This window comes from Filomicrobium sp. (assembly GCF_025698805.1).
Lineage (GTDB): Bacteria > Pseudomonadota > Alphaproteobacteria > Rhizobiales > Hyphomicrobiaceae > Filomicrobium > Filomicrobium insigne.
Genome location: NZ_JAILWT010000003.1, coordinates 695,328 through 721,105, shown reverse-complemented (window position 1 = coordinate 721,105; position 25,778 = coordinate 695,328). Strand labels below are relative to the sequence as shown.

Annotated in this window: 25 protein-coding genes; 15 read left to right on the top strand and 10 right to left on the bottom strand. The window is 57.2% G+C overall.

The window, feature by feature from the left end; translation table 11 throughout:
- Positions 1 to 100 precede the first annotated feature (100 nt).
- Positions 101 to 694 (bottom strand): superoxide dismutase, encoded by a 594-nt coding sequence (locus K5845_RS10770; protein ID WP_046479252.1) that lies wholly within the window; start codon positions 692 to 694, stop codon positions 101 to 103.
- Between the two features lie 1,033 nt (positions 695 to 1,727).
- Between K5845_RS10770 and K5845_RS10765 the strand changes: the two genes are divergently transcribed.
- The 3 genes from K5845_RS10765 to groL all read left to right on the top strand — a co-directional run bounded on the left by K5845_RS10765 (position 1,728) and on the right by groL (position 4,570).
- Positions 1,728 to 2,111, top strand: a complete 384-nt coding sequence (locus tag K5845_RS10765; protein WP_244464948.1) for an H-NS histone family protein — start codon at positions 1,728 to 1,730, stop codon at positions 2,109 to 2,111.
- 453 nt (positions 2,112 to 2,564) lie between these two features.
- On the top strand, positions 2,565 to 2,879 hold the full coding sequence (locus tag K5845_RS10760) for a co-chaperone GroES (RefSeq protein WP_287958968.1): 315 nt from the start codon (positions 2,565 to 2,567) through the stop codon (positions 2,877 to 2,879).
- Between the two features lie 56 nt (positions 2,880 to 2,935).
- Entirely contained in the window at positions 2,936 to 4,570 is a 1,635-nt protein-coding gene (groL, locus tag K5845_RS10755; protein WP_287958967.1) for a chaperonin GroEL, read from the top strand.
- Between the two features lie 76 nt (positions 4,571 to 4,646).
- Here groL and K5845_RS10750 read toward each other — a convergent pair whose 3' ends face one another.
- From K5845_RS10750 to K5845_RS10740, 3 genes are read right to left on the bottom strand one after another with little or no spacing between them, the layout of a single operon-like run.
- Positions 4,647 to 5,930, bottom strand: a complete 1,284-nt coding sequence (locus tag K5845_RS10750) for a CCA tRNA nucleotidyltransferase (RefSeq protein WP_287958966.1) — start codon at positions 5,928 to 5,930, stop codon at positions 4,647 to 4,649.
- A 10-nt stretch (positions 5,931 to 5,940) separates the two neighbouring features.
- Positions 5,941 to 6,228 carry a DUF6111 family protein gene (locus K5845_RS10745; RefSeq protein ID WP_046479250.1) on the bottom strand — a complete coding sequence of 96 codons (288 nt, stop codon included), beginning with the start codon at positions 6,226 to 6,228 and terminating at the stop codon, positions 5,941 to 5,943.
- On the bottom strand, positions 6,225 to 6,893 hold the full coding sequence (locus tag K5845_RS10740) for a CoA pyrophosphatase (protein ID WP_046480692.1): 669 nt from the start codon (positions 6,891 to 6,893) through the stop codon (positions 6,225 to 6,227). Before K5845_RS10740 ends, K5845_RS10745 begins: the two co-directional genes overlap by 4 nt.
- Positions 6,894 to 6,997: 104 nt before the next feature.
- On the opposite strand from K5845_RS10740, the gene K5845_RS10735 reads away from it, so the two are divergent.
- Positions 6,998 to 8,395, top strand: coding sequence for a hypothetical protein (locus tag K5845_RS10735; RefSeq protein ID WP_287958965.1), 1,398 nt, complete (start codon positions 6,998 to 7,000; stop codon positions 8,393 to 8,395).
- Positions 8,396 to 8,638: 243 nt separating this feature from the next.
- Here K5845_RS10735 and K5845_RS10730 read toward each other — a convergent pair whose 3' ends face one another.
- Both K5845_RS10730 and hemF read right to left on the bottom strand, forming a co-directional pair.
- A complete protein-coding gene (locus tag K5845_RS10730) occupies positions 8,639 to 9,421 on the bottom strand; it encodes a DUF2147 domain-containing protein (protein ID WP_287958964.1) in 783 nt (260 codons plus the stop codon).
- A gap of 228 nt (positions 9,422 to 9,649) precedes the next feature.
- Positions 9,650 to 10,552, bottom strand: a complete 903-nt coding sequence (gene hemF / locus K5845_RS10725; protein ID WP_046479249.1) for an oxygen-dependent coproporphyrinogen oxidase — start codon at positions 10,550 to 10,552, stop codon at positions 9,650 to 9,652.
- Between the two features lie 244 nt (positions 10,553 to 10,796).
- Between hemF and K5845_RS10720 the strand changes: the two genes are divergently transcribed.
- Entirely contained in the window at positions 10,797 to 12,647 is a 1,851-nt protein-coding gene (locus K5845_RS10720) for an ABC transporter ATP-binding protein (RefSeq protein ID WP_287958963.1), read from the top strand.
- Between the two features lie 20 nt (positions 12,648 to 12,667).
- Here the strand turns inward: K5845_RS10720 and K5845_RS10715 are convergent, their stop codons facing one another.
- A complete protein-coding gene (locus K5845_RS10715; RefSeq protein WP_287958987.1) occupies positions 12,668 to 13,153 on the bottom strand; it encodes a tRNA (cytidine(34)-2'-O)-methyltransferase in 486 nt (161 codons plus the stop codon).
- A gap of 337 nt (positions 13,154 to 13,490) precedes the next feature.
- Here K5845_RS10715 and petA point away from each other — a divergent pair, with 337 nt between their 5' ends.
- The 5 genes from petA (at position 13,491) to K5845_RS10690 (ending at position 17,716) form a co-directional block, all read left to right on the top strand.
- Positions 13,491 to 14,063 carry a ubiquinol-cytochrome c reductase iron-sulfur subunit gene (petA, locus tag K5845_RS10710; protein ID WP_046479248.1) on the top strand — a complete coding sequence of 191 codons (573 nt, stop codon included), beginning with the start codon at positions 13,491 to 13,493 and terminating at the stop codon, positions 14,061 to 14,063.
- Between the two features lie 18 nt (positions 14,064 to 14,081).
- Positions 14,082 to 15,380 (top strand): cytochrome b, encoded by a 1,299-nt coding sequence (locus tag K5845_RS10705; protein ID WP_046479247.1) that lies wholly within the window; start codon positions 14,082 to 14,084, stop codon positions 15,378 to 15,380.
- Positions 15,381 to 15,411: 31 nt separating this feature from the next.
- A complete protein-coding gene (locus tag K5845_RS10700; RefSeq protein WP_046479246.1) occupies positions 15,412 to 16,293 on the top strand; it encodes a cytochrome c1 in 882 nt (293 codons plus the stop codon).
- A gap of 194 nt (positions 16,294 to 16,487) precedes the next feature.
- Positions 16,488 to 17,363, top strand: coding sequence for an S-methyl-5'-thioadenosine phosphorylase (locus K5845_RS10695; RefSeq protein ID WP_287958962.1), 876 nt, complete (start codon positions 16,488 to 16,490; stop codon positions 17,361 to 17,363).
- 137 nt (positions 17,364 to 17,500) lie between these two features.
- Positions 17,501 to 17,716: a 2TM domain-containing protein gene (locus tag K5845_RS10690; RefSeq protein WP_046479245.1), complete on the top strand. Its 216-nt coding sequence runs from the start codon at positions 17,501 to 17,503 to the stop codon at positions 17,714 to 17,716.
- Between the two features lie 82 nt (positions 17,717 to 17,798).
- On the opposite strand, the gene K5845_RS10685 is transcribed toward K5845_RS10690, so the two are convergent.
- Positions 17,799 to 18,227, bottom strand: a complete 429-nt coding sequence (locus tag K5845_RS10685) for a hypothetical protein (RefSeq protein ID WP_287958961.1) — start codon at positions 18,225 to 18,227, stop codon at positions 17,799 to 17,801.
- 148 nt (positions 18,228 to 18,375) lie between these two features.
- Here K5845_RS10685 and K5845_RS10680 point away from each other — a divergent pair, with 148 nt between their 5' ends.
- The 4 genes from K5845_RS10680 to sthA all read left to right on the top strand — a co-directional run bounded on the left by K5845_RS10680 (position 18,376) and on the right by sthA (position 22,808).
- Positions 18,376 to 18,906: an adenine phosphoribosyltransferase gene (locus K5845_RS10680; protein WP_082101101.1), complete on the top strand. Its 531-nt coding sequence runs from the start codon at positions 18,376 to 18,378 to the stop codon at positions 18,904 to 18,906.
- A 389-nt stretch (positions 18,907 to 19,295) separates the two neighbouring features.
- Positions 19,296 to 20,387 (top strand): S-methyl-5-thioribose-1-phosphate isomerase, encoded by a 1,092-nt coding sequence (mtnA, locus tag K5845_RS10675; protein ID WP_046479242.1) that lies wholly within the window; start codon positions 19,296 to 19,298, stop codon positions 20,385 to 20,387.
- Positions 20,384 to 21,193, top strand: coding sequence for a class II aldolase/adducin family protein (locus K5845_RS10670; RefSeq protein WP_287958960.1), 810 nt, complete (start codon positions 20,384 to 20,386; stop codon positions 21,191 to 21,193). The genes mtnA and K5845_RS10670 overlap by 4 nt, the downstream gene beginning before the upstream one ends.
- A 190-nt stretch (positions 21,194 to 21,383) precedes the next feature.
- Positions 21,384 to 22,808: a Si-specific NAD(P)(+) transhydrogenase gene (gene sthA / locus K5845_RS10665; RefSeq protein WP_090229376.1), complete on the top strand. Its 1,425-nt coding sequence runs from the start codon at positions 21,384 to 21,386 to the stop codon at positions 22,806 to 22,808.
- A 16-nt stretch (positions 22,809 to 22,824) separates the two neighbouring features.
- Here sthA and K5845_RS10660 read toward each other — a convergent pair whose 3' ends face one another.
- Positions 22,825 to 23,040, bottom strand: coding sequence for a YjiS-like domain-containing protein (locus K5845_RS10660; protein ID WP_046479241.1), 216 nt, complete (start codon positions 23,038 to 23,040; stop codon positions 22,825 to 22,827).
- A gap of 109 nt (positions 23,041 to 23,149) precedes the next feature.
- Between K5845_RS10660 and K5845_RS10655 the strand changes: the two genes are divergently transcribed.
- Positions 23,150 to 24,565, top strand: coding sequence for an aminotransferase-like domain-containing protein (locus K5845_RS10655; RefSeq protein ID WP_287958959.1), 1,416 nt, complete (start codon positions 23,150 to 23,152; stop codon positions 24,563 to 24,565).
- Between the two features lie 80 nt (positions 24,566 to 24,645).
- Here K5845_RS10655 and ychF read toward each other — a convergent pair whose 3' ends face one another.
- A complete protein-coding gene (gene ychF, locus K5845_RS10650; RefSeq protein WP_287958958.1) occupies positions 24,646 to 25,743 on the bottom strand; it encodes a redox-regulated ATPase YchF in 1,098 nt (365 codons plus the stop codon).
- Positions 25,744 to 25,778: the final 35 nt, after the last annotated feature.

The window sequence follows — 25,778 nt, the reverse complement described above, 5'->3', positions numbered from 1 at the left end:
GTGCCGAAACTGAAATGGCGTGGATCTCTCTCGAGAGAGAAAAACCCACGCCATCAAATGAGTGTCAGTCAGCCTTATCCAGGGCCGAAAAATCTATGCGTCACCCCATGAGGGATTCGACGTGCTCCCAATTGACGAGATTGTCGAAGAAAGCCTCAAGGTACTTCGGACGCGCGTTGCGATAGTCGATGTAGTAGCTGTGTTCCCAGACATCGCAGCCCAACAGGGGCTGGGCGCCATGCATCAGCGGGTTTTCGCCATTCGGCGTCTTGCTGACGATGAGCTTTCCGTCTTTTAGAGCCAACCAGCACCAGCCCGACCCAAATTGACCTTTACCGGCCTCAATGAACTCGTGACGTACCTTTTCAAGGCCGCCGAATTCGTCGACGAGGCTTTGCAGTTTGCCCGGCAATTTGCTGCCGCCGCCGTTGGGCTTCATCCATTGCCAGAAATGAATGTGATTATAGTGCTGGCCGATTTGGTTAACGACCGCTTGGTCGCCATCAGCGAAGGCTTTGCGGCAGATATCTTCGACGCTCATGCCGTCGTACTTTGAACCCTTGCCGGCGATCTCATTCCCCTTGTCGACGTAGGCTTGGTGGTGCTTGTCATGATGGAACTGAAGGGTTTCTGCCGACATGTATGGCTGAAGCGCATCGTACGCGTAAGGCAGAGCGGGCAAGGAAAACGACATTAGTAGGCCTCCGGGGCTTGGTCGGTCATTCCGATAGGTGATTTGCGCGCAGACCGTATATCTTTGGACGCGCGGGTGCAACGCGCCGTGCTGCGCCAAGTTCCGAGCTGCAGCAACCGCAAATTCTCGAAATACGTACAAATGAAAAAGCCGGAAGTCTGACTTTAGTCCTGTATGACGCACGTGTGCTTGTGCACCAGACAGCATCAGCAAGAGATTGTCGGCCGGGGAATCCGTTCAGCGAGATTTTGGCGTCGCTACAGCTGCCGGTCTGTAACGTGAAGTCATTATGAGATTTTAGGGTCTAGGATAGAAAGCGCCTATAACGCGAAGACTGACAAACGAGAAGTGCGGGATATTGCAGTTGGCCTTCGTAAATGCGGGCCAACAGTCGAGCTTAAAGTTTAGAATGATTGAAATTGACGACGTGACATGAGAGAGCAAAAGACCGCATATTCCGCGTCCGGTTGTCGCAATGCCTGTAATTGAGAAATTTAGGCGTTACGAATAGGCGCTTGAACTGAGCTGGAATTTTAAGATCAGAGAGAAGAAGAGGTGGGGATGCAGCGACCCTGAGCACTGCACCCCCTGATCACGCCGGGGAAGATGGGCTTCAGGGTTTGGCCAACATAGGTGTCGCTCTCTGAACGCTCCCTGTTTGACTTGTTCATCTACCATTCATCGACTGGTGTTCGCGCCTGATGGGGCGCCGTGATCTCCGCCCTCTGAAAACTCTTCGAACCCGGACTTGAGAACATAAAGAATATTGTTGGATTGAGATGAAGTAGCAAATAGCCAAACTCAAAAAATGAAATAAACAAGTTGCGAGTAGTGGTGAGCACTTATAGTTTCGAGTTGACGGCTGCTCTGGCATACGATAACTCGCTATTTGCCAGACCTTGATTGAAGAAATTCATTAAGAAGAGAATTTCTAATTCCAGGTGAGATCAAAAACACAATAGAATCTGCGCTATTGTTAATGGTTAATTCACGCAGCTGGCGCAAGACCTAGAATGGAAACTGGAACACAGATGTGGGTTTGATCGATATGGCGAGACAGCGCGCAGTGACCAAGAAGGGGAAAGCACCTAAGATGGCCAACGTCAATCTGGCTAAAATGTCTCTGAAGGAACTCATCGCGCTTCAGAGTGATGTGGAACAAGCGATTTTGGCCGCGCGTCAACGCGAGCGTCAGGAAATCCTAGCCAAGATGGAAGAGCTGGCACAAGACGCTGGTTTTTCTATCAACGAGCTCGTCGGTGGCAAAGGGCGTGGCAAAGGAAAAGCGTCGATCTCGGCAGCCAAATACGTCAATCCCGATAATCGTTCGGAAACTTGGACGGGGCGCGGCCGTAAGCCAAATTGGCTCGTCGCGAAGCTGAATAAGGGTTCAAAGCTCGAAGATTTCGCGCTTTGAGAGGAATGATGGGTTCTATTCGAATCTAATATGTTCATTTCAACAATGCCGGCCGCGACAAGCGGCCGGCATTGTTTTTTGACGTAACGACCTTTTGATAAATGCCGGCCTCCCGGTGCAGGTACCCGCCAACGCTAAAACAGGCCGAGAGCCACGCCAACAGTGTGGCGTGAGCAGTGGTCGCCCCACAGGAAAAGTCAGTTTCAGAACGCGGCGGCTTCGGAACCGTAGGATCCCAGACGGCAGGCCTGAAGACGTTGTAGGCGGTTGAATTTGCCTTAGCACTCTCCCCTTGACAGTGCTAATCCAGCTCGCCATATCGCTGGCGCGGCGCGTGAGAACCTCAATTTCGTATTGCGTGGCATTGACGGTTCACGAAGCGTCGTGATCGAGCCTGATTTCAAAGGCCGCGATCAATACGCAAACATTGAACCGTACAATGAGGTTATCGCCATGAAGTTTCGTCCTCTTCATGATCGGGTCCTGGTTCGTCGAATTGACGAAGAAGCCAGAACCTCCGGCGGCATTATCATTCCCGACACAGCGAAAGAAAAACCACAGCGAGGCGAGATTGTTGCTGTCGGCCCCGGATCGCGCGCTGACGACAACAAAGTAGTCCCGCTCGACGTCAAGGTCGGAGATCGCATTCTGTTCGGCAAATGGTCTGGCACTGAGGTCAAGATCGGAGGCGAGGAGCTTCTGATCATGAAAGAAAATGACATTCTTGGCGTGCTCGAGGGTCCGGCAGCGGCAAAGCAGGCCGCCTGATCGATCTCCAAGCATCCATCATTTTACACTCGCGACAATTTTAGGAGTGGTTCAAAATGGCAGCGAAAGACGTAAAGTTTTCGCAGGACGCGCGCGAAAAGATGCTCCGCGGCGTCGATATCCTGGCAAATGCGGTGAAGGTGACGCTCGGTCCGAAAGGACGGAACGTCGTAATGGAAAAGTCATTTGGTGCGCCGCGTATCAGTAAGGATGGCGTAACGGTCGCCAAAGAAATCGAACTTGAAGACAAGTTTGAGAACATGGGCGCGCAAATGTTGCGCGAAGTCGCTTCAAAGACCGCAGATCTCGCCGGTGATGGGACGACCACTGCGACCGTTCTGGCCCAGGCAATTGTCCGGGAGGGTGTAAAGTCGGTTACGGCCGGCGCAAATCCCATGGACATCAAGCGCGGCATTGATGCCGCGGTAGCAGCCGTTGTTGCGGAACTTGCGCAGAAGGCCAAGCAAGTCACGCTGAACGAAGAGATTGCCCAGGTCGGCACGATTTCGGCGAATGGCGATTCAGAAGTGGGCCGTATTATCGCCGAAGCAATGAAGAAAGTCGGCAATGAAGGCGTGATAACCGTCGAAGAGGCGAAAAGTCTCGAAACCGAGTTGGATATCGTCGAGGGGATGCAATTCGACCGCGGGTATCTCTCCCCCTATTTCATCACCAATGCGGAAAAGATGATCGTCGAGTTTGAGAATCCATTGATCCTCATCCACGAAGCAAAGCTCTCAGGTCTTCAGGCAATGCTGCCTGTCCTCGAAGCTGTTGCGCAATCCGCCAGGCCGCTTCTGATCATCGCTGAAGACGTTGAGGGCGAAGGCTTGGCGACACTGGTCGTCAACAAGCTACGCGGTGGCCTGAAGGTTGCCGCCGTCAAGGCTCCGGGCTTTGGCGACCGCCGCAAAGCGATGCTAGCCGATATCGCCGTTTTGACGGGTGGCACCGTCATCTCCGAGGATGTCGGCATCAAGCTCGAAAACGTGACGCTCGACATGTTGGGAACCGCCAAACGCGTCACGGTCGACAAGGAAAGCACGACGATCGTGGACGGTGGTGGCAGCGCGGCCGACCTCGAAGCCCGGTGCCGTCAGATCAAAGCCCAGATCGAGGAAACGACGTCCGACTATGATCGCGAGAAACTGCAGGAGCGGTTAGCCAAGCTCTCGGGCGGTGTCGCGGTGATCAAGGTCGGTGGCGCTACCGAGATGGAAGTTAGAGAGCGCAAGGACCGCGTCGACGACGCATTACACGCCACACGTGCGGCCGTTGAGGAAGGTCTTGTCCCTGGCGGCGGCGTTGCACTCTTGCGCGCTGCTACCGTGCTTGACCGGTTGACGCCTGAAAACGAGGATCAAAAGACCGGTATGAATATCGTTCGCAAGGCTCTGCAGGCGCCCGCGCGACAGATCTTCACCAATGCGGGTGAAGATGGATCCGTTATCATCGGCAAGATCCTGGAAAACGACGCCTATAGTTTTGGCTATAACGCCCAACTGCATGGCTACGGAGACCTCATTCAGACGGGGGTCGTCGATCCGGCCAAGGTTGTCCGGTGCGCCCTGCAGGATGCAGCCTCCGTGGCAGGCCTCCTCGTCACCACCGAGGTGATGATCGCCGAACATCCGAAGGAGGAGCCCGCAGCAGGTCCAATGCCCGGCGGCATGGGCGGGATGGGCTTCTAACCCGTCTCCGTCATACTATTTGAGAAGGGCCGGCATTAAGCCGGCCCTTATGTTTTAAGTTTCTCAATCTGTTGACTCAGGCATTCGCAATGTAGGGCCTTGCGACTGTTGCGAGGTGATGATGAAGCTGCGCGTCATCATCCGGAAAATCGGCGGCGATCCACCAGTCCTGAAATTGCCGCAGGACGATACCGACGTTGGGTCCAGGGGGCACGCCGAGCGCGACAACGTCGGAACCTTTGAAAGGCACCTCCGGAACCTTCCACGTCGAGAGTTCATGGAAGCGTACGTGCCAAGCTTCATCGGCCGCACCGGCTGCGGATCGAGCCCATGTCATAATGTATGCTCGTTGGAATGCATCGAGTGAGAGCCGGAAGCGGCAGGCTTTCGCACGCGCAAGATTAGCTTCGGGCCCAAGGGCTGGATCTGTCAGCACAGCGGCTTCAAGTTGGCCGCGCTCTAAATTGGAGAGCCTTAGGCGGTCAGCCAAGGCATTGGCCTCGTCCAATGTGGAACAGGCGAGCGCCGCCAAACGCAGGATAGCATCGGGACTTCGCTCTAAGGCGCGTTCGATCTCGGCGACATGTGAGAGAGAAGCGACGTCGCCCTTTCGGCCGAAAACGATTTCGCCGATTCCCGAGCGAACAATGACATCGACAACGGGCAACACGCCAACAGCAACCAGCAAACGCAAAATCTCAGAGCGGACGCGTTCTCCCGATAAGCGCGTCAGCCCATCTCGCTCGGCGATACATGCTGCCAGCCCTTCGCCGTCGCAATCGCCGATGCCGTACGTCGCTTGAAAACGGAAGAATCGCAGAATGCGCAAATAATCTTCTCGGATGCGCGCGACGGGATCCCCAATGAAACGTACGCGCCGTGCGAGGAGGTCTGCGTAGCCGCCGACAGGATCATAAACTTGTCCCTTACGATCGCAGTAGAGCGCGTTGAGGGTGAAGTCGCGTCTACGGGCGTCTTCCTCCCATTCGGTTGTGAACGCGACGGTTGCGTGACGGCCGAATGTTTCCACATCACGCCGGAGCGTCGTGACTTCGAAGGGCACGTGGCTGGAGATAACTGTAATTGTTCCGTGTGCTGCACCCGTCGCGATGCCTTTGAGACCTGCAGCCTGGACCAGCCGCATCACGTGGTCGGGTTCGGCCGTCGTAGCAATATCGACGTCATGGATTGGTTCACCTAACAGGGCATTGCGCACAACGCCGCCAACGGCGCGCGCCGAATATCCTCCTCTCTCAAGGGCGTCGAACACTGCTTGAATTCCGGCCGAGTTCAACCAGTCAGCGCCAGCAAGGTTGGGCAGACCAGCGTCGGAGTTCGGCCGATCTCGATCACCCTGCATTTTTGCGCCTTCATCCACCTGAGGACTGTTCGTCTCGTTTGATATGGCCGGGAACGATTTTACCGCCTTCAAAAACGGGAGGTTGGTAGGCTTCGCCCGGACGTCCGCCGGAAGTGCTTCCGAATATTGCGAGAACGGCGATAGCCAGAACGACGCCAGCCACGAAGAGCCACATGAACGGCGCGTCATTGATCTTCTGCTTTGCACCCTTTGAGCCGACCGTTAGGAAGATATATGCCACGTAGAAGAGGGTCGGCAGCAAAAGCAGCAGAATATTCTCGATAACGACGCGGATCATGAGTCCGTGAGCCTCTTATGCAAGTTTTTGATAATGCCCGCGGTGGCGCCCCAGATATATCGCTCGCCGTAGGTCATCGCATAAAAATGCTTCTGCCGGCCGCGGGATATTCTCGAGTGGCGCTGGTGATTGGCAACATCCAGCAAAAAGGGCAGTGGAACTTCAAAAATGTCCGTCACCTCGCCGGGATCAGCTTTGAGCGTATAGCCGGGCTTGATCAGAGCGACGAGCGGACTGATAACGTATCCCGACCCCGTACGATACCAGTCTAGAAAGCCCACAGGCTCGATGAAGCGCGGATCGAGACCGATTTCTTCATCAGCCTCCCGCATGGCCGCCGCGGCCGGTCCGGCGTCACGTTCTTCGAGTTTGCCGCCTGGAAAAGAGATCTGTCCGGCGTGATTCGGCAGGTGGTCACTCCGTACGGTGAGCAACACACTCAGAGGCGTCGTGGCGAGAATAGGTATGAGAACAGCAGCAGGTTTGGGGGGAAGGATCTGCGCTGGGTCCGGCAAGATACCGGGATTGAGATCGTAATCGCCCAAGCTGGCAGGCTTCGCGGTCGAATCTTCATCGATTGACGGGGGATCGCGAAAAAGCACCCGCTCCGCGAGTTGGCGAAAATTGTCCGCAGCAGTGAATGAATCCGCCGTACTGGTGCTCATGCGTTCTCCGAGGATCGGCCCACTTTCGATGATGGTAGCCACCCTTTCTAAATTCCTCAGCAAGACCTTGGGAGTAGATATCGCTCCGTAGGCGACCAACTTACGTGCCGCCCCCCGAACAAGCAATGAAACTGGACCTTTGCAAGGACTTTGCCCCATTTTACGCACATGCAACAGGCAAAGCGGTGAGCGACGCTAACGAGCAAGCGGGCATCGTGTGGGAAAGTGGCTCGCCTACGGGTGGCGTGAAACTTAGTACTCTAAAAAAAGATATGGGATCCACGATGATAGTCAAAAAACGCTGCATGGCAGCCTCGATGCTGCTGGGCGCGCTGCTGTTGACCGGAAGCGTACAGGTTCCCGAGGCGCACGCGAGAGGGAGCGCCTCCGAATTTGCTACACAGTTATCAGCGGACGATCGCCGCCAATTTGAAGAGTACTACAAGGCGTGGACGTTTCATCAGGCGGAAAAAGATGCCTTTTGGGACCAGGTGGAATCTAAGCGCAGTGCGCGCCGAAAAAAGATTCGCCGGGGCGACCTCGTCAGGAAGTCGGATTACGTGACTGGTTATCCGCCCGAGTTCGAAGGACCCAACCTCAGCAAACGTTTGGCGGCCGCTTGGGCGAAATTCCTGGCGGGTGACGAAAAAAAGCCAGAGCGTCCGCGTGACGAATTGCCGGGTATCAATGACTACTTGGCCGCCGCAAAACGCCACTATGGATTTGTTCCCGAGCGCATTTCCGAACGCGAATTCAAACTACGCTACGCACGAGAAGCCCTGCGGTTAGGGCTTTCCAAGGATCAGGTCGTGCGTGTTTACGCGTTGGAGACCGGTGGCATCGGTACCGCCGACATGCAAGCTGGGATCCACCCTTTGAGAAAAACAGGCCGCCCCATTTCTTCGGCCCTCGGCTATGCCCAGCTACTCAGTGCGAATTCGGTAGACGAGCTCGTCAAGCATGGCGCTGACTTCGTCGCCCGTTTGGAACGGATGTCCCGCAGTCACGAGGTGAGTGCTGAACGAAGCCAAAATCTTCAAAAGAAGGCCAGCATATTACGCAGGATGCTCAAAAAGGCGAAAAGCATCCCGCATGTCTGGTCGAGACACCAAGCGTTCGCCAAAACGGGGCACGGAATGGGTATTCACCCCATCAATTTGGATGGGGACATTGGACCGTGGCTGCAGGTCATCAAACTCAAAGGTATCAAGGAATTTGCCGAACGAAAGAATCGCTACAATCTGGATCCGACGGAACTTGAGCTGATGAACTTGGCTGGTCCAGGCACTGGTGTTGAGATGATGACCTCTGTGGGGCTGCGTATGCCCACGGTCAATTTCTTTTCTCGCCGCGGTTATGAGCGCAATTCGATCGTGCGTGGGAGAACGTCGGCTGAGCTTTTGAAAGCCTTGGAAGATCGCATGAACCACAACGTCAAAAACTCGGGCGCTGTCGAGTTCGCTGAGGTTTTTGACATGCTGACTGCCGAGGCACGCCGCTAGAAGGTGCGGTACGGCGACAAGCTGGATCATCGCAGTTTAAGGGGATCGCGTTCTGGCGGTCCCCTTATTTTTGGGGGAAATAAGCGGCCGCAAAGCCAGACGGTAATGGGGTTCTATTGTGGCTTCGTCCAAATAGATTTGAGCGTAGAAATAAAAGGTCGTGAGCTGATAAACAAAGCGCGCCCCAACGGGAAAAGAGGCCGGCAATAAATTGTGCCAGCCTCAACGTCTCACGCGATGGCGTTATTTCTTGCCGCAGGTGGAAGCGCCAAACAACGCGAAGAATGGTGCACGGAGGCCGCAGTCATTGTCATTCAATGCAGCGTCTGCACGCGTGTCGGGGGATGTGCCGGTCTCAGCTGCTGAGGCAACCCGTGTGCTGACCACGACGATGTCGTCCGTTCCTCTTCCAAGCCCCATGGCTTGAGGTAACGGACGTGGTCGCTGTGCCAGCGTGGGTGCAGGTGCGACAATTGCGGGCTCGCTCATAGCAGCGACAACAAGTGGCTTGCGTTGAGGGGCTGGGGCGTCACGCGGCCCTGTCCAGACAGGTTCTTTCTTCGGGGTCACCTTCGGAGTTACGCTCGCCGTGATGACTTCGGCTGCGGGCTTGTCGCAACGTTCGATATTATTTGGTGCGCGACGCCAAATCATCGTTTTGCTGAAGAACTTGCTACCGGAATAGCCGATAACCTTCATGGTAGAACGATTGACCGGCTCTAGCGCGACACTGTACTTCGTGCCGTCGTCGGGGCTGGCGATCCAGCCGTTGTCCCATCCGGAAGCAACCTCAACGACGTCGCCCATGAGCTGACGTCCGCAGCCGTGACGGTCCTTGCGATCGCGAACCCAGACGACATAGCCGCAAAGCCGCGCGCCGCACTCGCGTACTTCGACGGCACCGCGACCTTCTTCATCTACCCACACGCCGAGCGGTGCACCGGCGCTGTAAGCTGGAACTGAGGCTAGACCACCAGTTGCGGCACATAGTGTTACCAGTGCCAGTTTCTGCGCTGAAAACTTCACGAGTAGCCCCTTACTAGAACTTCAAACCTGGGGTTGTGAGCTTCGGCAGGGTCCCCCCGTGCCTGTTCTCCGAGAGAATTGAAAGAGCCTCGCGAAAAGCGTTTGCTTTCAATACATTCCCTCAAGCCATCTTTCATCATGACACGAGATTGTTAAGAACTTTATGTGGCGGCCGTAGGTCGAAGGCGGGAAAAATTGCGGCAAATGGTTCACATTCGCCGCTCTTCGTTAAGGCCATTTAACCATAGGCGGCATGGACGACAGGATCGACGGCACGTTGCCCCCGGTCTTCAGCCCGAACAGCGTGCCGCGGTCATAGAGCAAATTAAACTCTACGTAGCGTCCGCGGCGGATCAGTTGCTCATCCCGATGGGCCTCAGTCCAGTCCGTCGCAAAGTTGCGGCGCACCAATTCGGGATAGATATTGAGGAACGCACGACCGACACTCTGAGTGAAGGCGAAGGCGGCATCCCATCCCCCGTCCTCCTCAGACGGCGTCAGATAATCGTAAAAGATCCCGCCGATACCACGCATCTCCTGACGGTGAGGCAGGAAGAAGTACTCATCGCACCAGGATTTGAAGCGGTCGTAGTCGGCGACCTTGTGCCCCTCGCAAGCCGAGCGCATGGCTTCATGGAAAGCAACCGTGTCCGGATCTTCTTGCGTGCGGCGCGCCTCGAGCACCGGGGTAAGGTCAGCGCCGCCGCCGAACCACCATTTGCTCGTCGTCACCATGCGGGTGTTCATGTGAACCGCAGGCACATGTGGATTTTGCATGTGCGCAATAAGTGAGATGCCTGACGCCCAAAAACGCGGATCCTCCGCTGCGCCTGGAATCTGTTTGGCGAATTCTGGCGCGAAGCTGCCGTGGACGGTTGACGTGTGCACGCCCACCTTTTCGAACACGCGACCAGACATCATGCCCATAACGCCACCGCCGCCGGCTTCGCCAGTCGTTTGATCGGTGCGTGTCCAGGGTTCGAGCGAGAACTTACCGGCCGGTCTTAGTGACAGCGGCAGTCCTTTCGGCAGTTCCTCTTCAAGTTGCTCGAATGCCGCGCAGATATCGTCGCGTAGCTTCTCGAACCATTCCCTCGCCTTTTCCTGGCGTCCCGTAAGCTGCGTTGTCATCGATCGATCTGCACCATTCTCGCGTTATCCCTTTGGCTACTACTGTTTAATCCGCCATCATCTTGACTATGTGAGGCGATAGCTACTTTGACGCGGATCAAATCTCATAAGACGCGCCGACGGCTTCCGGCTGCGCCCTGCAATCCAACCGAGCTGACCCTTTCTGCGCGTGTTATATCGCGCTGGGCACTTCGCGTCGGCGTGCGGGGGCGTTTCTGCCGATCCGGCGCGAGGAGCCCTTGAAATGTTTACTCGCATCTTTGAATGGCTGGAGTCGAGCCGGGACCCGTTTCCTGGCGGGGCTGCTCAGATGCCACCCGACAAACTCGTGCCATTCATTATCCACTATACGCGCCCGTTCTGGCCGCTCCTGCTCGCGTCCTCGATCCTCGGCGGTGCAATTGCTTTGATTGAGGTTTCGCTGTTTGCGGTCCTCGGTGGCCTCGTGAATTGGCTGTCCAGCTCGGATCCTCAGGCATTTTTTGCGGAGCACGGCTCGCGCCTTGTGATGCTTGGGGGCCTTGTCCTGATCGTTCTGCCGCTGCTCAAGTTCTTTTACGAAGCTTGTGTGCACCAGGGATTGATGGGCAACTTTGCAATGCGCACGCGTTGGCAAGCGCATCGCTATGTATTGCGCCAGTCGCTTGGGTTTTTCCAGGACGATTTCGCAGGCCGCGTCGCCACGAAAATCATGCAAACGTCGGTCTCTGTCCGCCAGGTCGTCATGATCATGGCAGAGGTTCTGGTTTATGTGTCGGTCTACTTCGTCGGTGCGGTCATCGCATTCGCCGCGACGGACCTGCGGCTGGCCGCACCTATGTTGCTCTGGCTGGTCGGCTATATCGCCGCCGTTCGCTACTTCATCCCGCGGTTGCGGGAAATTTCCGCGGAGCAGGCTGACGCACGCTCGGTGATGACGGGGCGCGTTGTCGACAGCTACACCAATATCCAAACCGTCAAGATGTTCGCCCATGCCGAGCGCGAGGACCACTATGCGCGTGACAGCATGGACACCTTCCTGAGCACGGTGCACCGTCAGATGCGCCTGGTCACGTTGCTCACGGTTGCCCTCAACCTGCTCAACGCATTCCTTTTGTTCTCTGTCGCTGCTTTGTCGATCTGGCTGTGGTCCATCTCGGCAGTGACGACCGGCGCAATTGCATTGACCGTCGGGCTCGTTCTGCGGCTTCAAGGCATGTCGCACTGGATCATGTGGGAGGTCGCAGGCCTGTTCGAGAATATCGGCGTGGTTCAGGATGGTATTTCCACCCTCTCACGCGAGCGAACCGTTGTCGACGAACCGGGGGCACGTCCCCTCCACGTCGATCACGGAGCCATCGAGTTCCAGAATGTCGGCTTCCACTATGGGAAGAAGGGCGGAGTCATTCAGGACCTCTCGCTCAAGATCCGGCCCGGAGAGAAGATCGGTATCGTCGGTCGCTCCGGTGCGGGCAAGTCGACACTCGTCAGTTTGTTGCTGCGCTTCTACGACCTGGAGAAAGGCAGCATTCTAATCGACGGTCAGGATATCGCGAAGGTCAGCCAGGAGAGTCTCCGATCCGCCATTGGAATGGTCACGCAGGACACCTCGTTGCTGCACCGTTCGGTGCATGACAACATTGTGTACGGCCGTCCCGAGGCCACGCGCGAAGATGCAATCGCGGCCGCCAAACAGGCTCACGCGCATGATTTCATCGTGGGCCTAGTCGATATGAAAGGGCGCAGGGGCTATGATGCCCACGTCGGCGAACGTGGCGTGAAGCTGTCAGGCGGCCAACGCCAGCGCATCGCCATCGCGCGCGTACTTTTGAAGAATGCTCCGGTCTTGATCCTCGACGAAGCGACCAGCGCACTCGATTCCGAGGTGGAAGCTGCAATTCAGGACAGCTTAGCGAGCCTGATGAGCGGAAAAACTGTGATCGCCATCGCTCACCGGCTATCGACGATTGCCGCGATGGACCGGCTTGTCGTGATGGACTCCGGTGCCATCGTCGAAGAAGGAACGCACGACGAGCTCATCAAAAGTGGTGGGCTTTATGCTGAACTTTGGGCCCGCCAGTCGGGCGGGTTCCTCGCCCGTGAAGCTGCGGAGTAAGTTGCGAGGTGGGGCCGGACTCAGTCAGTGGCCCCACTTCTGACAGCCTCGACCGGCAGTTGTCCGGTTTGACGTAGCGCTTCGCCGAGGACCATCGCCCCGGCGACGGCGACATTGAGAGATCGCATTCCCGGTTGCATCGGAATCCGCACTGATAGGTCGGCCTGAGCATGGACTTCGCGCGGAACTCCCACACTTTCCCGGCCTAAAAGTAAAATATCAGTGGGCGCAAAGGCAGCTTCAGCGTATCGCTGCGCCGCAGCAGTCGTGAGTAGAACAAGCCGGCACCCCTGTTGCTGCCTCCAGGTGTCGAAAGCCGCGAAGCTTTCGTGGCGATGCATGTCGAGATGCGTCAGATAGTCGAGGCCGGCGCGCTTTAAGGCTTTGTCGCTCAAGCTGAAACCGGCAGGTTCTATGATGTCGATAGGCACACCGAGGCATACCCCGAGGCGCAGGATGGTGCCGGTGTTCTGAGGAATATCCGGCTGATAAAGCGCAATGCGCATCGCACAATCCGTGTTGGTGCAATAGACGATAAACTGAAGGCGACGCCCCGTTACCGGTCGCATGCGCCAAATTGCCCTGTTAGCTCCGACTAGTGCAGCCTTGAGGCAACAACGAAAGGATGCCAAAAGGTCGCGTACATATTTGCGCCGTTCTGGCGCTGATCTGAATCCTGCGCAAACGGGGCGCCGGGCCAAGGGCGGAACACCTTCTCTCTGGCTCAATCGCTGGCGCCATCCTACTTCAGTACCGCGGACGCGACCCGCTCGCAGGGGTTCGATGACTATCTTTATGCGTTGCGCTTGATGCCGCAACGGTCCGAGCTCGAGGGAGGCATGTGTGGCAACTGATGTAGAAGATCCCCAACGTAGGGACTTTCTGATAATCGCGGGCAACGCTTTTGCGGCTGTCGGCGCCGCTTCCTTGATATGGCCGTTCGTCCAGCAGATGAACCCGGACGCAGGCGCAAAGGCCCTGGCTTCGATCGAGGTTGACCTTTCGCCGATCAAGGTCGGGCAGGCCATCACGGTTATGTGGCGCGGTAAGCCGGTCTTCATCCGTCACCGTACCCAGGAAGAGATCGACGCGGCGAAGAAGGTTCCGCTCACCGATCTTCCCGACGAAGCGGCACGCAACGACAACATTGCTGCCGATGCAGCGGCGACCGACGAAAATCGTACGCTGCAGGGCCACGAGAACTGGCTAGTAATGGTCGGTATCTGCACGCACCTTGGCTGCATTCCCAAGGGCCAGTCGCTTTCTGATACAAAGGGGGACTTCGGCGGTTGGTTCTGCCCCTGCCATGGTTCGCACTACGACACCGCTGGCCGCATCCGCAAAGGACCTGCGCCGCGCAACCTCGAAGTGCCGACGTACGACTTCGTCTCAGACACAAAAATCAAGATCGGGTAAGGGAGCCTATAGAGCGCCATGGCTCAACACGAATCGACCTACGTGCCCAAATCCGCAACTGCTCGCTGGTGGGATGAGCGGTTGCCACTGATGCGGCTCCTTCACGATTCCTTCGTGGATTATCCGACGCCGCGCAATCTCAATTATCTGTGGACCTTCGGCGGGATCCTGTCGTTCTGCCTCGTGGCGCAGATCCTGACGGGCATTGTGCTTGCAATGCACTACCAGCCGAGCGCTGCGGAAGCTTTTAACTCGGTCGAGCACATCCGTCGGAACGTCAACTACGGCTGGATGATCCGCAACTTCCACGCGGTTGGTGCCTCGATGTTCTTCATCGCGGTTTATATCCATATCTTCCGCGGTCTCTACTACGGATCCTACAAGGCTCCGCGTGAGATCCTATGGATCCTCGGCGTTCTCATCTTCCTTGTGATGATGGCGACCGCATTCATGGGCTACGCGCTCCCCTGGGGTCAGATGAGCTTCTGGGGTGTGACGGTCATCACCAACCTGTTCTCGTCTCTGGATGGCATCTTCCCAGGGCTAGGCACGGCGATTGTGGAGTGGCTATGGGGCGGGTATGCCGTAACCGGCACGACGCTCAATCGCTTCTTCTCACTGCACTATCTTCTGCCGTTCGTAATCGCTGGCCTCGTCGTCTTGCACGTCTGGGCTCTGCACGTCGCAGGACAGAACAATCCGACGGGCTTGGATATCAAGACCAAGTCGGATTCAGTGCCGATGCACCCTTATGCAACGTCCAAAGACCTGCTTTGGATGTTTATCTTCCTGATTATGTTCGCTTGGTTTGTGTTCTTCCTGCCGGACTACCTTGGGCACGCGGATAACTACATAGAGGCGAACCCGCTGGTGACGCCGCCGCACATCGTGCCGGAGTGGTACTTCCTGCCCTTCTACGCGATCCTTCGCGCCATTCCCGACAAGCTCGGCGGCGTAATCGCGATGTTCGCAGCGATCGCTATCCTGGTCTTCATCCCCTGGCTCGACACCTCGCGTGTCCGCTCGACGAAGTACCGGCCGATTTACAAGTGGTTCTTCTGGCTGTTCGCATTCTCTTGCCTCGCGTTGGGCTATCTGGGATCGAAGCCGGCGGAAGGCGTCTACGTCTTCTGGGCGCGGATCTTCACCTTCTACTACTTCGCGCACTTCCTGCTGGTAATGCCCATCGTCGGCATCCTCGAAACACCCAAGAAACTCCCGCGTTCGATCACTGACGCTGTGCTCGGCGGCAAAGGGGACGGTTCAGGTGGCGCAGCCAAGCCCAAGGGTGCTGCTGCTGCACCAGAAAGCCGATAGGACGGGGGACGAAGACAAGATGAAAACGCTAATGAGCAACACCCTTCGGGCCGCCGGAATGCTGGCCGCAGTGCTGGCGACATCCGCTGTCATGACCGGCCCGGGCAACGCTGCAGGTGGCGAACCGATCCACATCGAGCGTGAGGATTGGAGCTTCGGTGGCTTCTTTGGCCACTTCGATCGTCCCCAGTTGCGCCGCGGCTTCCAGGTCTACAAGGACGTCTGTGCTGCGTGCCATGGGCTCAGCCGCGTCTACTTCCGCAACCTTGCGGAGCCGGGTGGCCCCATGTTCGACGAAGCGTCCGTCCAGGCGCTGGCGAAGGACTGGCCGAACCAGATCACGGATGGCCCTAACGATGAGGGCAACATGTTCCAGCGTCCGGCAAAATTGTCGGATCCGATCCACGGCCCGTACAAGAACGAGCAGGAAGCGCGCTTCGTAAACAATGGTGCGTATCCGCCAGACCTCTCGAACATCATCAAAGCCCGTACCATCGAAAATCACGATGCGTGGTACGCACATGTGTTCAAGATGGGCCGCGATATCCTGACGGGGTATCAGGAAGCAGGCGCGGATTACGTCCATGCTCTGCTTGTGGGTTACACTGATCCGCCATCGGGGTTCGAGCTCAGCGAAGGCATGCACTACAACAAAGCCTTCCCTGGCCACCAGATCGCTATGAACCCGCCGATCCCACCAGAGGGTGCGGTAGAGTATCAGGAAAATGCTGGCGCTAAGTCTTCGCTTGAGCAGAACGCGCGGGATGTCACGGCGTTCTTGGCCTGGGCTTCCGACCCGTCGCTGGAATCGCGCAAGCGCATCGGCTGGCAGGTTATGCTCTACCTTTTGGTCACGACAGTCCTGCTCTATATCGCGAAGCACCGCATCTGGGCGCGCGTGAAGAAGCGCTAATGTGTTTCGTGTAACCCTGGCGCTGGAATGCGCCGGACGTCGATAAAATCAAGAAAAGGCCTCGCGTGCGGGGCCTTTTCTCGTTAAAGCCTTGCCCCGGCGTAGTTTGAGTGCTTCCGGAAAAGTGGGACCGGTTTTCCTGCAAGAAGCACGACCAGACAAAGAGCGCATCGGTATCAGGAGGGATCTGAACAATGGTGCAAACGGTACTCGGCATTGTCGGCGGCAGTGGCCTCTACGACATCCCCGGCCTCGATAACGCCGAATGGCGTCACGTTGACAGTCCTTGGGGGCGCCCCTCCGATGACATTCTATTCGCTGAAATCGATGGATTGCCGATCCGGTTCCTCCCGAGACATGGCCGCGGCCACAAGGTTTCACCGTCTCACATTAACTATCGGGCGAATATCGATGCGCTTAAGCGCGCCGGTGTCACGGATCTTGTTTCCGTGTCGGCGTGCGGATCCTTGAAAGAGGAACTGCCTCCAGGTCACTTCGTCATCGTCGATCAATTCATCGACCGGACGTTCGCGCGCGAAAAAAGCTTCTTCGGCGCAGGCTGTGTGGCGCACGTGTCCGTCGCCGAGCCGGTAAGCCCGCTCTTGGCCGATGCGATTGAAGCCGCCGCACGCGCCGAAGGCGTTCCCACAACACGCGGCGGAACCTATCTCGTGATGGAAGGCCCGCAGTTCTCGACCAAAGCGGAAAGCGAGCTGTATCGCTCCTGGGGCTGCAGCGTAATCGGTATGACCAACATGCCCGAAGCCAAGCTCGCGCGCGAAGCCGAGCTTTGTTACGCGACGCTTGCCATGGTGACCGACTACGACTGCTGGCATGACGAGCACGCGCACGTCGATGTCGCCTCGGTCATTGCTGTGATGAAGGACAATACGGCAAAGGCTCAGCGGCTTGTCCTGAATTTGGCGAAGTCGATGCCGAAGGAGCACCCCGCGTGCCCGATCGGTTCTGACAAGGCCTTGGACGTGGCGATCATCACGCCGCCGGAAGCGCGAGATCCCGCGCTGCTCGCCAAGCTGGAAGCTGTCGCCGGTCGCGTGTTGAAGGGATAACGATGGGGGCCGGTCAAAGCCGGCCCTTCATCCTTTCAGACGAAAGCATTTTCCTCGCCCCAGAATCCAAGGGGCTTGCATAATACTGCCGCGAGGCCGATTTTCGACGTCAGGCTAATTTTAGCGGATACCAAAAAATGGCAGCACTTCAAAATACGATGAAATCGGTGTTGGCAGATCAAGGCTTTCGGATACACCTCATAGTGTACCTCGCAGTCAACGTGCTCCTCTTTGTCATCAATATGATGACCAACCCGAACAATCTTTGGTTCTTCTGGCCGTTGGCGGGCTGGGGCCTCGGATTGATCGGTCACGCCTTCGCCGTCTATCAAAGCGTCCGAACGGCTTCCTGACGAAGCGCGTGTGTTGCCGCGAAAATTCGTCCGGCGGAGCGTTGCATCCGTAGGTTATGGTTTTGCAGGCGGCGCACCGTCTTCATTCCGGGAAATGGATGAAGATCTGCATCTTGATAAGCCACGGGAAGTAGGCCTGCAGAATGTCGCCCGCGACCCATAAAATGGCACCCAGAAGGATCAGGGCAGGGATTGCCGCGACCACAGCCTTCAGGAAAAACAAGCTCAGCGTCGTAAACGGCACGTCAAAGCGTTTGACAGCCGCCGGGACGGGCTCGACCGAATACGTTGTTGCAGCAGTGTAATCATGGCTTGCCGAGAAGGTCGCGCCGAATTCGTCATGGGGGAAGGATTGGGCACTCATGGACGGCTCCTCGCGCCCTAGAGCTTCCCTTTCGCGTGCTTCGCGTTCTCGGGCTTCCCTTTCGCGCGCCTCGCGCTCGCGGCGAAACGTGCGCGGCAGGTCGTCGAGCCCCTCATCCGCCGCCAACGGATAATCGATACTGGCCATCACTTCACCTCGGTAATCAGCAGCACAGTTTTAAGCGCCGCAATCAAATCACTCTGCGATCAAAAAGCCCGCGACATTGCCGCTACGTCCTACCCCAGCGGGCAGGTTGTTGCTATTTTGCGCCCCTATTTTGACGTGGAGGTGGTCATTGAAAGATCTAAAGAGCCTTATTCGTACGATCCCGGATTATCCCAAGCCCGGTATCCTGTTTCGTGACGTGACGACGCTTCTGGGTGACGCGCAGGGCTTCAAAGCGGCGATCGCTCAACTTGCTGAGCCGTTCCGCACGATACCCGTCGACGCGGTGGCCGGCATCGAGGCCCGGGGTTTCATCCTGGGCGGTGCCGTCGCAGACCGCCTTGGCTGCGGATTCGTACCGATCCGCAAGAAGGGCAAGCTGCCCTGGAAAACGATCGGCGAGGAATACACGCTCGAATATGGAGTTGACGTCATAGAGATGCATGAAGATGCCGTGGCAGCGGGATCGCGCATTCTCATTGTCGATGACCTGATCGCCACGGGTGGCACGGCAGAAGCAACCGCAAAGCTGATCCGGCGCTCCGGGGCCGACATCGTTGCGGCGGCCTTCGTTATCGACCTGCCTGACCTGGGCGGCTTGAAACGTCTCGACGCTATGGGCGTAAAAAGCCATACCCTGATGGCTTTCGAAGGACATTGATATGTACCGCGGGCCCATAGAGAAGCGGCTCCTCGCCGAGGAAATAGAGCCCGCGGTCGCCCAGTTGCTCGCGTGGGAGGCAGATCCAATGGCTGAATGCCGCTGTCCGCGATGCGGTGCCGCTGGAGTGACCATTCGCGATTGTTCGGCACGCCCGCACGCTGAGTGGTACCTGTTTACCTGTAAGTCCTGTGGGCTTGACGCGCCCCTCCATCGGGCTTCATGTCCGGGATATCGAGCCTAGTTATGGTTCGTTGCATATCGCAACTGATCCTCGCTCAACCAAACGATATACTTTTTAGTGTAGGGCTAGAGATCGCGATAAACGGGTGTGCCCCGCATCATCGAGCCGGATCAAAACAGCACAACCTTTAGGAAGTTAGAGGCTTATGAAAATAAACGGCCGGCATTACCGCACCATCTGGCGCGCCGAGGATGGTGAGAGCGTCGAAATCATCGATCAGACGCGCTTGCCTCATGAATTTGAAACGGCAACCCTGCGAACGTTGGAAGACGCTGGGCGCGCCATTCTAACGATGCAGGTGCGTGGTGCGCCCTTGATCGGTGCGACAGCCGCCTACGGGGTTTGCCTCGCCCTCCAGGAAGATGCGTCGGACGAAGCCGTTGACGCAGCGATTGCCTATCTCGCCAAGCAACGACCGACGGCGGTCAATCTCCGCTGGGCGCTCGATCAGATGCGCAAGGCGATCCAGAATCTGCCGCGTGAGGAGCGTCTTGCTGCTGCTTACAAGCGGGCTGCCGAGATTTGCGATGAGGATGTCGAGACCTGCCGGTTGATTGGGACGCACGGCCTCAAGATTATCGAAGAGATCGCGAGCAGGAAGGCCCCGGGCGAGCCTGTCAATATTCTGACGCACTGCAACGCGGGGTGGATTGCTTGCGTCGATTGGGGGACAGCCACCGCGCCGATTTATATGGCGCACGATAAGGGTATCCCCGTTCACGTCTGGGTCGATGAAACCCGCCCACGCAATCAAGGTGCGGCCCTAACGGCGTTCGAACTCGGGGCCCACGGGGTTCCGCACACGATCATCGTCGACAATGCCGGCGGCCATCTCATGCAACATGGCAAGGTGGACGTGTGTATTGTCGGGACCGACCGGGTTACCGCCAATGGCGATGTTGCCAACAAAATTGGAACTTATCTCAAAGCTCTGGCGGCCAAGGATAATAACGTTCCCTTCTATGTGGCCCTACCACACACCACGATCGATTGGACCCTCAACGACGGCAGGATCATCCCTATCGAGGAACGGCCGGTCGATGAAGTTTTGAAAATGCCGGGGCGCTTGGCTGACGGCACCGTCGTGACGGTCGAGATCGCTGCGCCAGGTTCACCCGCCGGTAATCCAGCTTTCGACGTCACGCCCGCACGGCTTGTAACTGGCCTCATTACCGAGCGTGGCATCTGCGAAGCGACCTCCGACGGTTTGGCATCTTTGTATTCGGAAAAGAAATGAGCGACCGCCGTACCCGTAAGCCGCGTACCGTTCGGGCACAAACCGCGCGAGCGTCCGCGCCTGCGGCGAAGGTCGCGAAGAAACCTGCAAAGAAATCGGCAAGCCAAACCCGGTCCCAGACGGCGCGCGCCAAACGTCCTGTTGTTCGCAAAGCGAAGACGAGCGAGGTCGCGCAACGTAGAGCGGTAATCGCAACGGCGCTTGACATGAGCCGGACGGCTTTATCGCCAGGACGCTCCGGCAACGTCTCGTGCCGATGGCCGGGCGGTATGCTGATTACGCCGTCCGGTATGGCGTACGAAGAGATCGAGCCCGCCGACATTGTCTTCGTAGCTGATGACGGCAGCGTCCGGCCCAAGTCGCGGAAGCCGTCAAGTGAATGGCAGTTCCATCTCTCTGCCTACCATGCCCGCCCTGATCGCCATGCCGTCATACATACCCATTCAATGCACGCGACGGTGCTTGCTTGCGCGCATAAATCGATTCCGGCCTTCCACTATATGGTCGCGATCGCTGGTGGGATGGACATCCCCCTTGTGTCTTATGCAACGTTTGGCACCAAAGAACTCGCGGATATCGTGGCGGCCGGGCTCGCCGAACGCGATGCGTGCCTGATGGCCAATCATGGCCAGATCGCAGTCGGCACAACACTTGGTTCCGCACTGGAGCTAGCTCACGAGGTCGAGTTTCTGGCGGAGCAGTATTTCAAGGTGTTGACCCTGGGCAAGCCGAAGCTGCTGTCCACCTCGGAAATGAAAGTCGTTCTGGAGCGGTTCAAGGGTTACGGCCAGCACGCCCAGGACTAACAGCCGCTCAGGCTGCCGCAAGGAATCGTCCTTAAGCAAAGTACCGACAAGTCGAATGTTGAAGCCATCGGAGCCAAAAGGTTCCGGTGACGGCAACGAGGTCTCCATTGCGGATTGCTTGGGGCGGAACCCGAATGAGCAACGGTACGTGCGGCATTCATGGTGGGTCGTCCGTGGCGAGGATCTGAGCATGAACTACGTGACTGCGCAGAACACGTACGATGTCATTGTAATTGGTAGCGGTCCGGCCGGGAGACGCGCCGCCGTTCAGTCGGCAAAACTTGGAAAATCGGTCCTCGTTGTCGAGAAGAACCGCCGCGTCGGCGGGGTCTCGCTGCACACTGGAACGATCCCTTCGAAGACCCTGCGAGAGACAGTGCTGAATCTGACGGGCTGGCGCGAGCGCGGATTTTACGGCCGGTCCTACCGGGTGAAGAAAGACATCCGCGCCGTCGATCTATTGTCACGCCAGCACAAGACGCTCGATCATGAAGTCGAGGTTCTTGAACATCAGTTTCAGAGAAATGGTGTCACAACCATCTACGGGACGGCGCGCTTCGTAGACACGGGGCGTGTCGAGGTGATGACGGCACAAGGCTCTATCGGCACTTACCGTGCCGAAAGGTTCGTGATTGCCGTCGGCACGCGACCATTCCGACCAGACTACGTTCCGTTCAATCAGGTCACTGTTCTCGATACCGACGACATCATTCAGATAGATCACATCCCCCGCAGTATGGCGATCATCGGAGCTGGCGTGATTGGCGTTGAATACGCGTCCATATTCAGTGCGCTCGATGTGCAGGTCACGTTGATTGAACCGCGAACGTCGATTTTGGATTTCGTAGACAGCGAAATCATCGCCGAATTCACTCACGAGATGCGCGATCGCGGCGTCGCAATGCGGTTGGGCTCCACGGTCGAGCAGATCACGCTTTCAGGAATGCGGCCCATCGTCCAGATCGCCGGCGGCCGCAGTGTTCATGCTGATATGCTTTTGTTTGCGGCCGGCAGAGTGGGCGCCACCAGTCCGCTTAATCTTGAGGCCATCGGGCTGGCAGTGGACCATCGTGGCCGCGTGACGGTAGACTCGAACACCTTCCAAACGTCTGTCCCGCATATCTATGCCGTGGGGGACGTCATAGGCTTTCCAAGCCTCGCGTCGACCTCGATGGAACAAGGCCGAATCGCGGCCTGCCACGCCTTCGGCGTTCCGCCACCGCCAGCGCCGGAATACTTCCCCTATGGCATCTACGCCGTCCCTGAAATTTCGACAGTCGGAATGAGTGAAGCGGAAGTCGCCGGGCGTGGTATCGCATATGAATGCGGTATTGCACGGTTCAGGGAGACATCTCGCGGACAGATCATGGGCATCCAGTCCGGCATGATGAAAATGATCTTCTCGATCAAGACAGGGCGATTGCTTGGTTGCCACATCCTCGGCGAAGGGGCGACAGAGCTGATCCACATCGGCCAAGCCGTCATGAATCTCAAGGGAACGATAGATTTCTTCCTTGAAAACACCTTCAACTATCCGACCCTGGCGGAAGCCTACAAAATCGCCGCCCTCGATGCTTGGAACCGCATGGCGATGACCTCCCGCGCCATGGCCTGAGAACTTGCCCGGGAGGCTATTTTCTCCAGCGCTTTGCGGCCTCCCGTTCCGCATCACACCGGCTGAGCCCAATATCGCGCAGCATGCGCTCGTCGAGCCGAAGCAGACGACGGCGCTGATACCAACGCTGGAGAGCTGCGGACAGCCTGAAGCACAGTCCGCGCTGCGATGAAGCGCAACCAGAAGCGTCGATATGCGCTGGATGAGTGTGGGTCTTGCTTAGTTCTGACATGCTCGTCTCCGCTACTTGAGCGGGCCGAACATTCCCGATCTGTGTTGCACTGGACAGGTACAGATTTCGGGAATACAAAAAGACTGTACCGGTACAATGGAAAGCACAGATGCTGCGGCTGGAACTAACAAGAGGAGAGGGACGGCTCGCCGACCAAGCAGTGTCGCGCATTACCGAGATGATACAGTCCGGGAGTTTGCCGACTGGTCATAAGTTGCCGTCTGTGCGTGGCTTCGCCGAACAGAATGACATATCAAAATCTACCGCCGTGACGGTCTATGACCGTCTTGTTGCGAGCGGCTTGGTAAGCTCTCGCAGCAAAGTTGGTTTCTTTGTCGCTAGCCGAACAGCGCCGCTTGAGCTAGCTGACGCGAGCGAACCTTGCGAACGTGAGGTGGATCCTCTGTGGATGATGCGTCAGGCGCTCAAGGACGATCCGTCCATGCTGAAGCCAGGTTGTGGCTGGCTGCCGGATGACTGGCTGGATGGAGATAGTATCCGCCGTTCCCTTCGCAAAATCTCCCGTTCTGCCGACGCACAGCTGGTCGGTTACGGTCAGCCCCTCGGATTCGCGCCGCTCCGGCATCAGCTTCAGATCGTTCTGGCCAGTCGAGAGATTGCAGCGGTTCCGAGTCAGATCATGCTGACGGACAGCGTTTCGCAGGCCATCGATTTGATCGTTCGCTTTCTGGTGAAGCCGGGGGAGACCGTCTTTGTTGACGATCCTGGTTATTTCAATTTACTCAACAACTTGCGAGTGCAGCGTACAAACATTGTCGGTATCCCGTACACGCGAACAGGCCCAGATCTTGAGGCTTTTGCCGCCGCCGCCGAACGCGAGCGGCCCGCCCTCTACATCACCAACTCCGCGCTCCATAATCCGAGCGGCGCGACGCTCAGCCCCGCAACAGCGCATCAGCTCTTAAAGCTCGCTGAGCAGTACGACATTCCCATCCTCGAAGATGACATCTATGCCGATTTTGAGGAAACGCCATCAGCGCGCCTGGCAACTTTGGATCAGCTCGACCGCGTCATCCATGTCGGCAGCTTCTCGAAAATCATGTCGGCCGCCTGTCGATGTGGCTGGATCGCATGTCGCCAGGATTGGTTAGAAGGGCTCCGTGACCTGAAGCTCGCGATCGCAGTAACGAGCAATGAACTGTCGGCCCAACTCGTCCACAACGTCTTGCAGGATGGCGGTTATCGCCGGTATGTCGCGGGCGTAAGGGAGCGCCTTGGCCGGACGTCCATTGTTGTTCGCCGACAGATTGAGCAGACGGGGTTGAAGCTTTGGACGGAACCGGCAGGCGGCATATTCCTATGGGCAAAATTGCCGAAAGGCGTGGATGCGACCGAAATCGCGCGGCAAACAGCGCGAGAAGGTATCGCGTTGGCACCCGGCAACGTCTTCAGCGTGTCGCGAAGCGCAAACGAATACCTCCGCTTCAACATCGCCCAATCGCGCAATCAAAAGATCTACGAAAATCTGGCGCGTGCGATCGATGAATACAAAACACCTGCTTGAGGAAGCGATTGCCGGTCCGAGTGCTTCCGGAAAAGTGGGAACCGGTTTTCCGATAAGAAGCACACGGGCGAGCAAAGACCCTAGTTGGCGAAGCGGAAGTGCATCACATCGCCGTCTTTGACGACGTATTCCTTGCCCTCAAGCCGCATTTTGCCCGCTTCCTTGGCCCCGGTTTCTCCGCCGAGGCTGATGTAATCGTCGTAACCGATCGTTTCGGCTCGGATGAAGCCCTTCTCGAAGTCAGTATGGATGACGCCGGCAGCCTGCGGAGCTTTGGTTCCCACCGTAATCGTCCACGCGCGAGCCTCTTTCGGCCCAACAGTGAAGTAGGTAACAAGATTGAGTAGGCGATAGCCAGCACGGATCAGGCGGTTGAGGCCGGGCTCTTTTAAACCGAGGTCACTCAGAAAAGCTTCGCGCTCGTCATCTTCAAGCCCGGCAAGCTCCGATTCAATTTTTGCCGAGATGACAACGGACTGAGCTCCTTGTTCGGCAGCGGCTTCGGCCACTTTTTGGGAATGGGCATTGCCATCCGCAGCCGAGCCCTCATCAACGTTGCAGACATAGAGGACCGGCTTGGCTGTCAGCAGCTGCAGCATTTCAAACGCGCGCCGTTCTTCGTCCGTCAGAACGGCATGGCGCGCTGGTTTGCCGGCGCGTAGCAACTCAAGCGCTTTGTCAATAACCGCGAGTTGCGCCTTGGCTTCTTTGTCGCCGGATTTTGCGCGTTTTTCGAGGTTGAGCGTGCGCCGCTCGCAGCTCTCAAGGTCGGCAAGCATGAGCTCTGTCTCGACCGTCTCTGCGTCGGCAAGCGGATCAATACGGCCTTCAACGTGGGTGATATCGTCATCCTCGAAGCAACGCAGCACGTAGGCAATCGCATCGACTTCGCGGATATGAGACAGAAACTGGTTGCCGAGACCTTCACCCTTAGAGGCGCCTCGGACAAGTCCGGCGATATCGACGAATGTCAGCCGCGTCGGGATGATCTGCTGCGACTTGGAGATTGTCGCAAGTTTCTGGAGCCGGTCATCGGGAACCCCGACTTCACCGACGTTGGGTTCGATCGTGCAGAACGGATAATTCGCCGCTTCAGCTGCCGCCGTTTGGGTCAGCGCATTGAAGAGGGTCGACTTGCCGACGTTGGGCAAACCGACGATACCGCATTTAAAGCCCATGATTTATCCGGTCCTTTGAATGTTCTTTTTGCGTC